At 67.8% G+C, this 12,538-nt stretch carries 10 protein-coding genes; 6 read left to right on the top strand and 4 right to left on the bottom strand.

Annotated features, from left to right (window positions below; genetic code table 11):
• Window positions 1-116: 116 nt before the first annotated feature.
• Window positions 117-353 carry a hypothetical protein gene (locus WDM86_02680; GenBank protein MEI9988921.1) on the bottom strand — a complete coding sequence of 79 codons (237 nt, stop codon included), beginning with the start codon at window positions 351-353 and terminating at the stop codon, window positions 117-119.
• Between the two features lie 122 nt (window positions 354-475).
• Between WDM86_02680 and WDM86_02675 the strand changes: the two genes are divergently transcribed.
• Window positions 476-910 carry an Rrf2 family transcriptional regulator gene (locus tag WDM86_02675; protein ID MEI9988920.1) on the top strand — a complete coding sequence of 145 codons (435 nt, stop codon included), beginning with the start codon at window positions 476-478 and terminating at the stop codon, window positions 908-910.
• A gap of 39 nt (window positions 911-949) precedes the next feature.
• Here WDM86_02675 and WDM86_02670 read toward each other — a convergent pair whose 3' ends face one another.
• The gene (locus WDM86_02670; GenBank protein ID MEI9988919.1) at window positions 950-2,191 is read right to left on the bottom strand and encodes an acyl-CoA dehydrogenase family protein; all 1,242 of its coding nucleotides are present in this window, start codon (window positions 2,189-2,191) and stop codon (window positions 950-952) included.
• Window positions 2,192-2,228: 37 nt separating this feature from the next.
• On the bottom strand, window positions 2,229-3,353 hold the full coding sequence (locus tag WDM86_02665) for an acyl-CoA dehydrogenase family protein (GenBank protein ID MEI9988918.1): 1,125 nt from the start codon (window positions 3,351-3,353) through the stop codon (window positions 2,229-2,231).
• 138 nt (window positions 3,354-3,491) lie between these two features.
• On the opposite strand from WDM86_02665, the gene WDM86_02660 reads away from it, so the two are divergent.
• The 5 genes from WDM86_02660 to WDM86_02640 all read left to right on the top strand — a co-directional run bounded on the left by WDM86_02660 (window position 3,492) and on the right by WDM86_02640 (window position 10,616).
• A complete protein-coding gene (locus tag WDM86_02660) occupies window positions 3,492-4,022 on the top strand; it encodes a hypothetical protein (protein MEI9988917.1) in 531 nt (176 codons plus the stop codon).
• An 86-nt stretch (window positions 4,023-4,108) separates the two neighbouring features.
• Window positions 4,109-5,185 carry a YjgN family protein gene (locus tag WDM86_02655; protein MEI9988916.1) on the top strand — a complete coding sequence of 359 codons (1,077 nt, stop codon included), beginning with the start codon at window positions 4,109-4,111 and terminating at the stop codon, window positions 5,183-5,185.
• Complete coding sequence (locus tag WDM86_02650; GenBank protein ID MEI9988915.1) at window positions 5,182-6,294, top strand: M48 family metallopeptidase; 1,113 nt, start codon at window positions 5,182-5,184, stop codon at window positions 6,292-6,294. Before WDM86_02655 ends, WDM86_02650 begins: the two co-directional genes overlap by 4 nt.
• A gap of 89 nt (window positions 6,295-6,383) precedes the next feature.
• Window positions 6,384-9,008: an aminopeptidase N gene (pepN, locus tag WDM86_02645; GenBank protein ID MEI9988914.1), complete on the top strand. Its 2,625-nt coding sequence runs from the start codon at window positions 6,384-6,386 to the stop codon at window positions 9,006-9,008.
• An 87-nt stretch (window positions 9,009-9,095) separates the two neighbouring features.
• A complete protein-coding gene (locus WDM86_02640; protein MEI9988913.1) occupies window positions 9,096-10,616 on the top strand; it encodes a HAMP domain-containing sensor histidine kinase in 1,521 nt (506 codons plus the stop codon).
• 3 nt (window positions 10,617-10,619) lie between these two features.
• Here the strand turns inward: WDM86_02640 and WDM86_02635 are convergent, their stop codons facing one another.
• On the bottom strand, window positions 10,620-12,509 hold the full coding sequence (locus tag WDM86_02635) for a S9 family peptidase (GenBank protein ID MEI9988912.1): 1,890 nt from the start codon (window positions 12,507-12,509) through the stop codon (window positions 10,620-10,622).
• Window positions 12,510-12,538 lie beyond the last annotated feature (29 nt).

Raw genomic sequence — 12,538 nt, 5'->3', positions numbered from 1 at the left:
TGATTCCCGGTTTCGGTCGGAAAAGCTTATAGGCGCCGGCGGCGCCCTGGGGACACGAAGACGTTACCGTAGCGGCGGGCTGGAAAGCCAGCGGCCGGACCGCTCGATCCGCCCCGTCAGGGCAAGGCCCCGATCTCCTCCAGATGCTTGCAGAGCTTGATCGCATAGCCGCGATCCGGCGGCTTGCCGCTGTTGGCGGCGGTCTGCAGGCTGCGCTCGACGCAGGCGCGCACCTTGGGGTCGAGCCGGTCCGCCAGCGCCGAGACCAGGCCGTATCCCGCCATGACCAGCAGCACCGCGACCGCCGCCAGGCTCAGAAATATCTCAACGCGGGCGAGCGTGCCTTTGCGCATGTCCCAATCGGTCCAATCCCCATCCCTGTCTAACACAGGTTCGGGCCCGTTGCGGGGATGCGACGATTCGAGGTCCGGACGGATTCGCGCTAAACTCCCGAAGCCAAATAGGGAATCGCGAGATGCTGTCGCAAAAGGCCCGCTATGCGCTGCACGCGCTGATCGTCCTGGCCGAACACTCCGTGGAGCAGCCGATGCAGATCGCCACGATCGCGGAGGAGGCGCGCGTGCCGCGCAAATTCCTCGAACAGATCCTGGTCGATCTCAAGAAGCGCGGCATCGTGCGCAGCCAGCGCGGCCGCGCCGGCGGCTATTTCATCGGCCGCGCCCCCAAGGACATCAGCTTCGCGGAGGTGATCCGCACCATCGACGGGCCGCTCGCGCTGGCGCCCTGCGTGTCGGTCACCGCCTATCACAAATGCGAGGATTGCGTGGACGAGGCGACCTGCTCGATCCGCAAGGTGCTGCTGGCGGCGCGCGACGCGACGGCGGATGTGCTGGAGTCGCGCAACCTGGCCCAGGCGGCGGCGAATGCCCGCAAGGCCGGCTGGGCGTAGCGGGCGCCCAGCCGAAATTCGCGCGATGGATCGCCGGGGTCAGCGCCCCGTCGGGATCTTGTTGAACGGCACGTCCTTGTCGACACGGATGTCGCCGGGCAGGCCAAGCACACGCTCGGCGATGATGTTGCGCAAAATCTCATCGGTGCCGCCGGCGATGCGCAGGCCGGGCGCCGACAGCCAGCCGCCCTGGAACAGGCCGTGCATCGGCGCCTCGGCGCCCTGCAGGACGCCGGCCTCGCCCTCGAGCTCCATCGCGAAGGCCGAGAGGTCCTGCAGCTTGGTGGCGACGACGATCTTGGCGATCGAGGCCTCCGGTCCCGGCTGCTTGCCCTGGCTGAGCGCGGTCATGGTGCGGAACGTGGTGTAGCGCAGGCCCGCCGAGCGGACATACCAGTCGGCGATCTTCTCGCGCACCGCGGCGTTCTTGATCGCCGGGCCGTCTTCCAGTTCGAGCTCGCGCGCCAGCGCCATGAGCTGCGGCACGTCGAGGCCGCCGCCGGCGCCGCCGCCGACCGCGAGGCGCTCATGCATCAGCGTGGTCAGCGCCACCGTCCAGCCCTGCCCCACTTCGCCGAGCCGCTGGCTGTCCTTCACCTTCACGTCGGTGAAGAAGATCTCGTTGAAGCCGGAGCCGCCGGAGGCCTGCTTGATCGGCCGGATGTCGACGCCCGGATCCTTCATGTCGATGTAGAACATCGTCAGGCCCTTGTGCTTGGGCACGTTGGGATCGGTGCGGGTGAGGATTATTCCGTAGTCGGAGAATTGCGCGCCGGTGGTCCAGATCTTCGAGCCGTTGATCGTCCAGGTATCGCCATGCTTCTCCGCCTTGGTCCGCAGGTTCGCGACATCGGAGCCGCCGGCCGGTTCGGAGAAGAGCTGGCACCAGATCTCGTCGCCCTGCACGGCGGGCCACACGAAGCGCGCCTTCGCCGCCTCGTCGCCATAGGCCATCAGGGTCGGGATGCACATGCCCAGGCCGATCGCGAAGGGCGCGCCGCTCGCCACGTCGTATTTGGATTCCTCCTGGCCGAAGATGATCGACTGCATCGGCGTGCCGCCGATGCCGCCCATGCCCTTGGGCCAGGTGATGCGGGCATAGCCGGCCTTGGCCTTGGTCTTCTGCCACGCCTTGGAGGCGGCCATCTCGCCTTCGGCGCCGTTCTCCAATTCGTCCGCGCCGATCTCGCGCTTGCCGGTGCGCTTCTTGGCGTTGGCGTCGAGCCAGGCGCGAACCTCCTTGCGGAACGCGGCTTCCTCGGGGCTGTCTTCGAAGTCCATGATGTTCTCCCGTATTCTGTTCTGATCGCGAGCGCGCTTAGGCGTTGCTGGTTTCGAGTTCGGTGACGAGCTTGTCCTTCCAGGCGCGCTGCGGGCCCAGCACCAGACCGGTCTCCTTCGCGCGCTTGTAATAGAAGTGACAATCCATCGCCCAGGTGAAGCCGATGCCGCCATGGGTCTGGATGTTCTCCTTCGCCGCGTAGTCGAAGGCCTGCGTCGCCGACACCCGCGCCGCCGCCGCGGCCAGCGGCAATTCGCGCGCGCCGGTGGAGAGCGCCCAGGCGCCGTAATAGGCGTTGGAGCGGGCGAGCTCGTTGTTGACGTACATGTCGGCGAGCTTGTGCTTGATCGCCTGGAACGAGGCGATGGGCCGGCCGAAGGCGTAGCGATTGAGCGCGTAGTCCTTGGCGAGCGCCAGACAGACATCGGCGCCGCCGACCTGCTCGAAGGCGAGCAGGATCGCGGCGCGGTCGAGCACGCGGCTGGCGTCGCTCCAGCCCTCGCCGAGCTTGCCGAGCGGTTCGGCGCTGGCGTTCTCGAACACGATGTCGGAGTGACCACGGCTGGCGTCGAGCGTGTCGCAGGTCGTGCGCTTCACGCCGGGGCCTTTGAGATCGACCAATGCGAGTTGCAGGCCGCGCTCGCCCGGCTCGTCGGAACCGCGCACGAGCACCACGGCGTAGTCGGCGATCGGCCCGTCGATCACCGCGATCTTCTTGCCATTGAGCTTGCCGCCCTTCAGCGTGGCGCGGACGTTCTTGGGCAGGACCGCGCCCGGACCTTCGGCGCGCGCGAAGGTTCCGACGATCTCGCCCGACGCCACCTTGGGCAATAGCCGCTTCTTCTGTTCGTCGGTTCCCGCGATCAGCAGTGCCTCGGCGAAGAGATAGACGGTGGAGGAGAACGGCACCGGCGCCAAAGCGCGGCCCAATTCCTCCGCGATCACGCAGAGTTCCAGATAACCGAGGCCGAGGCCGCCGAATTCCTCGGGGATCGCGGTGCCGGTCCAGCCCATCTCCGCGACCTGCTTCCACAGCGCCGCGTCGTGATGCGCATCGCCTTCGAACACCGCGCGCACGGTTTTCGTCGTGCATTTCTCGGACAGGAACTTCCGCGCCTGGTCCTTCAGCATCTTCTGGTCGTCGGAGAAATCGAAATTCATCTTGGCGGTTCCTGCCCCGTTATCTCTTGGCGTTAACCGACGATAGAACACGCCGCGCGCTCAAAGCCAGTCCGTCGCGTCTTAACGCGCGTTTAATCGCGCTGTGTCAGCCTTACCTTGGGTAAACGCAGGTTGGTCATGGCGAAGGCACAATTTCACAAGAGCCAGCGCGTCTATGTGAAGCCGGTCGGCACATGGGCGTTGATCGAGCACGTCGTGCCGCATTGGGCAAAGGGCCTCGATGAGCCGATCCGCGTGCATTACGACGTCGGCCTCGGCCGCGAATTCACCGCCGACGAATTGCAGGCCGAAGAACCGTTGACCGGCGAGAAGAAAGCCGACGGCGATTTCTGGCGCGTCGTGCGCGCGCGCAACAAGTGGCAGCCGAGCGAAGACTGCGCCCGCCATCCGGTGCCGGGAACCTATCCCGTCGTGGTGACGGGCCAGGCGGAATGGGGCGGCTGGCGCGTGCCGGGCGCCGAATACGACCTCGACCCGCCGCGGATCGAGCGCCAGGCGCGGATGATCGCGTGTTCGCCCAGGCTGATGGCCTTCGCCGAAGGGCTGATCGACTGGGCCCGCAAGTCCGGCGAGGACATGCCGAACGCGCTGGTGGAACTCGCGCATGAGGCGCAGGACGTTCTCACGTCCATCGAGGGCCAGAATTAACGACGTTCCCTAACCTTGCTTGGAGAACGGCGGTGGAAACCGCCGCATAGCCCCCGCATAGTGCCGCCCGAGTGGGGAGCTGGGCGATGCCGGATCTGCCTGCGCAGCCGGACGGCGCGCCGACAATCCATACTGTCGAATTTCGCGGCCGGGGCGGAGAGTATTTCCGCATCTGGATCGTGAACATCGCGCTGTCGGTGCTCACGCTGGGCATCTACACCGCCTGGGCGAAGGTGCGCACGCAGCGCTATTTCTACGGCAACACCTATCTCGCCGGGCATTCCTTCGAATATCACGCCAGCGCCTGGCGCATCCTGATCGGCCGCGCCATCGCGCTCACTTTGTTCCTCGGCTATTCGCTGAGCGTGGTGTTCGTGCCGCTCACCTTCGGCATCTGGTTCCTGATCTTGGGCGCGGCGCTGCCCTGGCTCGCCAACACCTCGACCCGCTTTGGCGCGCGCAACACCTCGTGGCGCAATGTGCGGTTCAATTTCAACGCGACCTATTTCGAGACCTTCATCGCCTATGTGGTGTGGAGCGTCGCGGCGCTCGCCTTCTTCCCGCTGATCCCCTATGCCCGCCGGGTCCACGACTATTTCTACATCAACCACCATCGCTTCGGCGGGCGCGGCTTCGAGACGGCGTTCGCGGCGCGGCGCATCTATTTCATCTATCTCTTCGGCTTCATCCTGATCGTCGTCCTGCTGCTCGCGGTGATCGCGATCGCCGGCGCCGCCGTCGAGATCGCGACCCATGTCCACAATGTGTTCGGCCGGTTCTCCATCCCGCTCGGGCCGGAGAATTTCTCGCTCATCGTGCTCGTGCTGTTCGGCATCGGCACGGCGTTCGTCGCCAGCTTCGTCACCACGCTGGTGACCAATTTGTCGGTCAGCAACGCGACGCTGGAAGGCGGCTTCAAGCTGTCGTCCAAGGCGTCTGGCCTGCGCGTCGCCTGGATCGTGGTGACGAATGCGCTGCTGACCCTGGCGACGCTCGGCCTGTTCTATCCCTTCGGCCGTGTCCGGCTGGCGCGCTACCGCATGCGCAAATACGCGCTGATCGCCAGCGGCAACCTCGACGACTTCACCTCCGAGGCGCTGGAGGCGCAGAGCGCCATCGGCCAGGAGATCGCCGGCTTCTTCGACCTCGGGTTCGGCCTATGAGCTGGACGATCGAGGGACGCTATTTCTATCCGGGCGCCGCGCGCCATGTGCCGGCGCGGGCCAGCGCGGAGCCGAAACGCATCCTGCGCGTCGCGGACGAAGAGGGCCACACACTGGCGGAGGCGCCGGCGAGGCGCGTCAAGGTGACGTCGCGGCTCGCGCGCCTGATGCGCCGGTTCGACCTGCCGGACGGATCGCGCTTCGAGACCGACGACAATGACGGCGCCGACGCCCTGCTGCGCGCGCTTCGCAAGCGCCGCCGCGGCCGCTTCACCGACCGGCTGGAGCGCGCCTGGCCGGCGGTCGGCGTGTCGCTGATCGTGTCGCTGCTGTTCGGCTATTACATCGTGGTGCAGGCGGTGCCGCTCGCGGCGGAGTGGCTGGCGCTGAAAGCGCTGCCCACGGTCGGCCATGCGATGACCGAGCAGACCCTGCTGACGCTCGACCGCTTCGCGCTGACGCCGACCCAGCTCGCGCCCGCCGACCAGGCGAAGGCGGCGGCGCTGTTCCACCGCGTCGCGGCGCATGCCAGGGGCGCGGCGAGCGGCTATCGCCTGATCTTCCGCGGCGGCGGCAGGATCGGGCCCAACGCGTTCGGGCTGCCGGACGGCACCATCGTGATGACCGATCCGCTATGGGCGCTGGTGAAGAACGACGCGGAGATCGAGGGCGTGTTCGCGCACGAGATGAGCCATGTCGATCACGCCCACCAGCTCCAGCGCATCTTCGAGGCCTCGCTGATTCCAGCGACGATCGCGATCTTCACCGGCGACATGAGCCAGATGAGCCAGATCTCCGCGATCCTGCCGGGGATCGTCGTGCAGTCGGCCTATTCGCGCGGCTTCGAGCAGCAGGCGGACGACGACGGCGCGGCGACCCTGCGCCGCATGGGCGAGAAGCCGTCGCACATGGCCGATCTGCTGGAGCGGATGGACAAGAAGCTGTGCGGCAAGAACGGCTGCCCGCCGAGCTGGATCGGCGATCACCCCGACACGGCCGCCCGCGCCGCGCGCCTGCGGGCGGAGGACAAGGGGCCGATCACGCCGGGCGAAGATTGCCTCAGGCCCTGGAAGAGCGGCATTTCCTTGCGCTGTCTGGGGTGGGATTGAACCAACGCACGGCGTCATGGCCGCATTCGCGGGCCATGACAGCGGTGGTTGTGGTGGATAAGGTGCCCTGCCCCACACAAGGATCCGTCATGCGCACCGAGGAACCGCGCGCCATCCATCTCAAGGATTATCGCGCGCCGGACTACCATATCGCCGAGATTTCGCTCGACTTCGCGCTCGATCCGCTGGCGACCCGCGTCACCGCGACCTCGAAGGTGACCCGCACCGGCGCGGCCGGGGCGCCGCTGACACTGGACGGCGAGGAACTGAAACTGCTGTCGGTCGCGATCGACGGGCGCAAGCTCGGCGCCGACGAGTATGTCCTGGGCGAGACGTCGCTGACGCTGCCCAAGCTGCCCGACGCCTTCACGCTCGAAATCGTCACCGAGATTTCGCCGGAGCACAACACGACGCTGAACGGGCTCTATACCTCCAAGGGCATGTTCTGCACGCAGTGCGAGGCGGAGGGTTTCCGCCGCATCACCTATTTCCTCGACCGGCCGGACAATCTCGCCGTCTATACGACGCGGATCGAGGCGGACAAGACGGCCTATCCGATCCTTCTGTCGAACGGCAATCCGACCGCGAGCGGCGATCTGCCCGGCGGGCGCCATTTCGCGGTGTGGAACGATCCGTTCCCCAAGCCCTGTTACCTGTTCGCGCTGGTGGCGGGCGATCTGGGCGTCCTGAAGGACAGCTACACGCGCGGCTCGGGCAAGCCGGTCGATCTGCGCATCTATTGCGAGCACGGCAACGAGGCCAAGGTCGCCTATGCGATGGATTCGCTCAAGCGCGCGATGCGCTGGGACGAGGAGAAATATGGCTGCGAATACGATCTCGACATCTTCATGATCGTCGCCGTCAGCGCCTTCAATTTCGGCGCGATGGAGAACAAGGGCCTCAACATCTTCAACGACAAGCTGCTGCTGGCCTCGCCCGAAACCGCGACCGACGACGACTATGCGCGGATCGAGAGCGTCGTGGCGCACGAGTATTTCCACAACTGGACCGGCGACCGCATCACCTGCCGCGACTGGTTCCAGCTTTCGCTCAAGGAGGGCCTCACCGTCTTCCGCGACCAGAGCTTTTCCGGCGACATGCGGTCCCACGGCGTGTGCCGCATCAACGACGTGAAGGCGCTGCGCATGCGGCAATTCGTGGAGGATGCCGGGCCGCTGGCGCATCCGGTGCAGCCGCAGAGCTACATCACCATCGACAATTTCTACACCGCGACGGTCTATGAGAAGGGCAGCGAGGTCATCCGCATGCTCCAGACGCTGGTCGGGCCGGAGGGCTATCGCAAGGCGACCGATCTCTATTTCAAGCGCCATGACGGCCAGGCGGCGACGGTCGAGGACTGGGTCAAGTGCTTCGAGGATTCGAGCGGCCGCGATCTGACGCAGTTCCGCCGCTGGTACCGCCAGGCCGGCACGCCGACGATCACCGCGAAGGGCGTCTATGACGCGGCGAAGAAGACCTTCGCGCTGACGCTGACGCAGTCGCTGGCGCCGACGCCGGGGCAGTCGGTCAAGGAGCCGATGCATATTCCGGTGCGGCTGGGCTTCATCGGCCAGAACGGCAATCCGATGCCGCTGACGCTCGAAGGCGAGAAGACCACCGGCCCGGACGAACGCGTGGTCGAGTTGACGCGGGCCGAGCACACCTTCCGCTTCGTCGACGTGGCGCAGAAGCCGCTGGTGTCGGTCGGGCGGCACTTCTCGGCGCCGGCGAATTTCGTGACCGGCTACACCGCCGACGAACTCGCCTTCCAGATGAAGGCCGATCCGGACGATTTCAACCGCTGGGAGGCGGCGCAGAAGCTGGCGACGCAGATCCTGCTCGCGGCGGCCGCGAAGGGCGGCGCGCTGGCGGACGAGAAGCCCTATGTCGACGCCATCGGCGCGGTGCTGGCCGACGCCGAGGCCGATCCGGCCTATGCCGCCTTCATGATGCTGCCGCCGCTCGACAGCGAGTTGGCGCAGGCGATGAAGACGCCCGATCCGGACGGCATCTTCGCGGGCCGCGTGGCGCTGATCCGGGCCGTCGTCGCGGCGCACGGTGCGCGCATCCAGGCGCTGTACGACAAGATGACGACGCCCGGCGCCTTCGATCCCGGCGCCAAGCCGGCCGGCCGGCGCGCGCTGCGCAATGCCTGCCTGCGCTACCTCACGGCGGCGGACGACGAGGCGGCGGCGGCGCTGGCCGACGCGCATTACCGCGCCGCGACCAATATGACCGACATGATCGCCGGCCTCGCCGCGCTGACGCGGATGGAATCTCCGCGCCGCGACGCCGCTTTCGCGCATTTCCGCGAACGCTTCGCGAAGGACCCGCTGGTGCTCGACAAATGGATGAGCCTGCAGGCCGGCTCCTGCCTGCCGGGCACGGCCGACGCGGTGCGCCGGCTGATGAAGAACCCGGCTTTCGACATCAAGAATCCCAACCGGGTGCGCTCGCTGGTCGGCGCCTTCGCCGGCAACCATCTGCGCTTCCATGCCAAGGACGGCGGCGGCTATGCCCTGGTCGGCGAGACCATCGCGACGCTCGACAAGATCAATCCGCAGGTCGCCGCGCGGATGGCCGGCGCGTTCGAGGCGTGGCGGCGCTACGACACGGCGCGGCAGGGCCTGATGAAGGCGCAGCTCCAGGCGCTGACCAAGCTGGACGGGCTTTCCGCCAACCTGTTCGAGGTCGCCACGAAAATGCTCGAGTAACCACTCGTTAACTTTCGTGACAGCGAGTCCGCGATTCGCATAATGACTTGAGAGCGACTGATTCGCTTTCAGGGGTTCGCCAATCCGATGGCGCTTGCGCATACCGCAGATACCGTGCCGTTCGCCACCGGGCTGGCCCGCCGCGCGACCCGCAACATCCGCATGACGGTGCTCGTCTGCGTGGTGCTGATCTGCGGCTCCTTCGCGGCGGCCGCCATGCTTCAAATGCGCAACGACCGCGTCCATGCGCTGGCCCAGGCGCGCGTGTTCGAGGCGGAGCGTGCCGCCGATATCGCCGCGACCGCCGCCGCGACGCTCGACCGGCTGGCGGCCGAGGGCCGCGCCTTCGCCGACGGCAAGCCGGTCGACGGCGCGGCCAACGGCATCGGCAACATCACCGTGTTCGACGCGAGCGGCCTGGCGCTGGCGACGCAGGACAGTCTCGCCGACCAGGCCCTGCCGCCCGACGCCGTCACCGCCGGCATGCCGCGCGTGCTGGCGCCGGGCACACTGATCTTCCCCTATGGCACCAAGACCGTGGCGCTGAGCTTCGATCCGCATGTGCTGGTGCCGGCGCGGCTTCTGGCGCGCGCGGCGATCGTGCTGAAGGACGGAAAGGTCTTGCTGCGCGACGCGGCCTGGACCGGCGGCGGTGCGGCGATCGCCGTCGCTGGCTGGCCGGTGACGGTGCGTGCCTCGGTCGACGAGGACGCGGCGCTGGCGGCGTGGCAGGGATCGCTGCCGCTCTATCTGTTCGTGATTCTCGGCCCGGCGCTCGCCGGCGCGGCGCTGGCGGCGGTGTTCGTGCGCGAATTCGAGCGGCGCGCGCGGGCGTCCGAGGCGATCCGCTCGCTGCGTTCGACGCGGCCGGTGGAGGCCAAGCTGCTCGTCCGCCTGGCGACGGCCGAGCGCGAGGCGGCGGAGGATGCGCGCGCCAAGTCCGAATTCATCGCCCATATGAGCCACGAATTGCGCACGCCGCTGAACGCGATCATCGGATTCTCCGAGGTGATCGAGCGCGGCTTCTACGGCACGGTGGGCCACGCCAAATACGTCGAATACGCGCACGACATCAACGAGGCCGGCCGCGCGCTGCACAACAAGATCGGCGACATATTGGAATTCGCCAATGTCGAGGCCGGGCGCTATCCGATAAAGCCGCGGAGCGTCGACGCCTGCGCCGTCGCCAATGATTGCGTGAACGAGCATGCCGGCCGCGCCTTCTCGCGGCGCATCGCGCTGGAGATCGGTTTCGCGCACGCGGCGCAGGCGCTCGCCGATCCCCTGGCGGTGAGCCGCATCCTGACCAGCCTGATCGCCAACGCGCTGGCCTATACGCAGGAAGGCGGCCTGGTGCGCGTCGACGTGCGCGACGAGGAGGCCGCGGTGGTGATCCGCGTCATCGACAACGGCCATGGCTTCACCCGCGACGAGGCCGCGAAGGCGGGACGGCCGTTCCGCCGCTTCGACCGGCCGGGCGCCTCGACCGGCGCCGGCATGGGTCTCGCCATCGCGATGTCGCTGGCGCGGCGGATGGGCGGCGCGATCCGCCTGGACGGCACGCCGGGCGGCGGCAGCGTCGCGGAACTGCGGCTGCCGAAGGCGTAGGCCTCAGTCCTGCGCCGCCAGATGGCGGTCGTACCAGTCGAGGATGCGCTGGAACATGTCGATATTGTCGGCGCCCTTGCGCGGCGAATGGCCTTCGCCGGGATAGAGCACGAGCTGCGTCTCGACGCCGAAATGCTTGAGGGCGCGATAGAGTCCCTTGGACTGGCCGACCGGATTGGACGCGTCGTCCGCGCCGTCGAAGATCAGCGCCGGCGTATGCGCGTCGCGGATATGGCTCGACGGCGAATTGCGCGCGAACACATCGGGATTCTCCCACGGCGTGCCGAAATACCATTCGTCGCCGGCCGGGTCGTGCTCGGTCTCGAATTCCGCCGCCTGGTCGAACACGCCGGCGCCGACCACCGCGGCCTTGAAGCGGTCGCTCTGGCCGATCGCCCATTCGGACATCTCCCCGCCATAGGACCAGCCGCCGATGCCGAGCCGCGCCGGATCGACGCCGCCGCGCGCGATGACCGCGTCGAGCACCGCCATCAGGTCGCGATAATCGCCGCCGCCCCAGTCAGCGCGGTTCGCCTTGACGAAGTCCTCGCCATAGCCGTCGGAGCCGCGCGGATTGACCATCAGCACCGCATAGCCGTGCGAGGCCAGCATCTCGGCCCAGGCGGTCTCCCATCCGTACTGCGCCGCGAATTTCGACGACGGCCCGCCATGGACCAGAAGGATGAGCGGCGATTTGCCTTTCGACGCCGGCGGCGTCATCAGCGCGGCCTCGATCGGCAATCCGTCGAAGCTTCTGGTCGTGAAGATCGTCGTGCGCGCGAGATGCGCCGCGGCCGGCTGCGCCAGGCGGCCGAGCGGACGGATGCGGCCGTCGGGCGCGCGCAGGAATATCTGGGCGGGATGGGTGAAGTCCTCGCCGACGAAAGCGATGCTGCCGTCGCGCGCCACGTCGAACGAACCCGCCGAAAGCGGAAGCCCGATCGCCGTCGCCTTGCCGCCGAGATCGATCCGGTAGAGGCGATAGAAGAATCCGTCCGACACCCGCGCCCAGATCGTGCCCGGCGCGTGCCAGCGCGTCTCGACGATCGTGCGGTCGAGGCCGGCCGTCGCGTCGCGCGGATCGCCGCCGCCGACCGCGCCGACGAACAGATCGCGCGCGAGCGGACCGTTCGCCCGCGTCGCGCGCACCGCGAACCGCGCGCCGTCGGGCGAGACCGCAAGGGCCTCCATCGGCTGGGGCGGATGCGCGACGAGGCGCGGCGGCCCGCCGGTCGTCGCGATGTCGTAGACCGCCGTGTTGAATTCCTCGACGCGCGGCGCGTTCGTCGCCAGCAACAGCAGCGCGTCCGCGCCGCGCCAGGCGAATTCGTCGATGCGATAGCCCGGCGTCGCCAGGGCGCGTGACGCCTTCGACGCGACGTCGACGATCCACAGCCGCTCCAGCGCGCTGTCGCTGTCGGCGATCTGGGGTCCGCTGTCCTCGTCGGGCGCATCGTCGCTCCGCGCGAGGCAGGCGATCGACCGCCCATCGGGCGACCAGCGGAAATCCGCCACGCCGTTCTTGCGGTCGGTCAGCGCCGTTGGCTCGCCGCCCGCCGCCGCCATGACATAGACCTGCGTCTTGCCGCCGCGATTGGACAGGAAGGCCAGCCTGGTTCCGTCCGGCGACCATCGCGGCGCGCGTTCGGTCTTGCCGGCCGGCGTGATCTCGCGCGCCGCGCCGCTCGCTACGTCGAGGACGCGCAGATGCTGCTGCCAGTCCCAGTCGTAAGACAAAGCGACAAAGGCAAGCTGGCGCCCGTCGGGCGAGAAATGCAGGTCGCCGACCCGCTGATAGTCCAGCGCCTCCTTCGGCGTCAGCGGAGTTCCCGCGTGTCCGGCCAAAGGGATCAAGGCCAGCAGGCCGGCGCAGAGCAGGCGCGTCACGTTCATGCGATCTCCCGTGTTGGGGCCATTCTAGG

This window comes from Rhizomicrobium sp., assembly GCA_037200045.1.
In the GTDB taxonomy this organism is placed as follows: domain Bacteria; phylum Pseudomonadota; class Alphaproteobacteria; order Micropepsales; family Micropepsaceae; genus Rhizomicrobium.
The sequence above is the reverse complement of the archived record's forward strand: the minus strand, read 5'-3'. Positions and strand labels throughout refer to the sequence as shown.

Bases quoted from the DNA above. Each gene is read 5' to 3' on its own strand.
- WDM86_02680 (MEI9988921.1), bottom strand. From the start codon at position 353: ATGCGCAAAGGCACGCTCGCCCGCGTTGAGATATTTCTGAGCCTGGCG.
- WDM86_02675 (MEI9988920.1), top strand. From the start codon at position 476: ATGCTGTCGCAAAAGGCCCGCTATGCGCTGCACGCGCTGATCGTCCTG.
- WDM86_02670 (MEI9988919.1), bottom strand. From the start codon at position 2,191: ATGGACTTCGAAGACAGCCCCGAGGAAGCCGCGTTCCGCAAGGAGGTT.
- WDM86_02665 (MEI9988918.1), bottom strand. From the start codon at position 3,353: ATGAATTTCGATTTCTCCGACGACCAGAAGATGCTGAAGGACCAGGCG.
- WDM86_02660 (MEI9988917.1), top strand. From the start codon at position 3,492: ATGGCGAAGGCACAATTTCACAAGAGCCAGCGCGTCTATGTGAAGCCG.
- WDM86_02655 (MEI9988916.1), top strand. From the start codon at position 4,109: ATGCCGGATCTGCCTGCGCAGCCGGACGGCGCGCCGACAATCCATACT.
- WDM86_02650 (MEI9988915.1), top strand. From the start codon at position 5,182: ATGAGCTGGACGATCGAGGGACGCTATTTCTATCCGGGCGCCGCGCGC.
- pepN (MEI9988914.1), top strand. From the start codon at position 6,384: ATGCGCACCGAGGAACCGCGCGCCATCCATCTCAAGGATTATCGCGCG.
- WDM86_02640 (MEI9988913.1), top strand. From the start codon at position 9,096: ATGGCGCTTGCGCATACCGCAGATACCGTGCCGTTCGCCACCGGGCTG.
- WDM86_02635 (MEI9988912.1), bottom strand. From the start codon at position 12,509: ATGAACGTGACGCGCCTGCTCTGCGCCGGCCTGCTGGCCTTGATCCCT.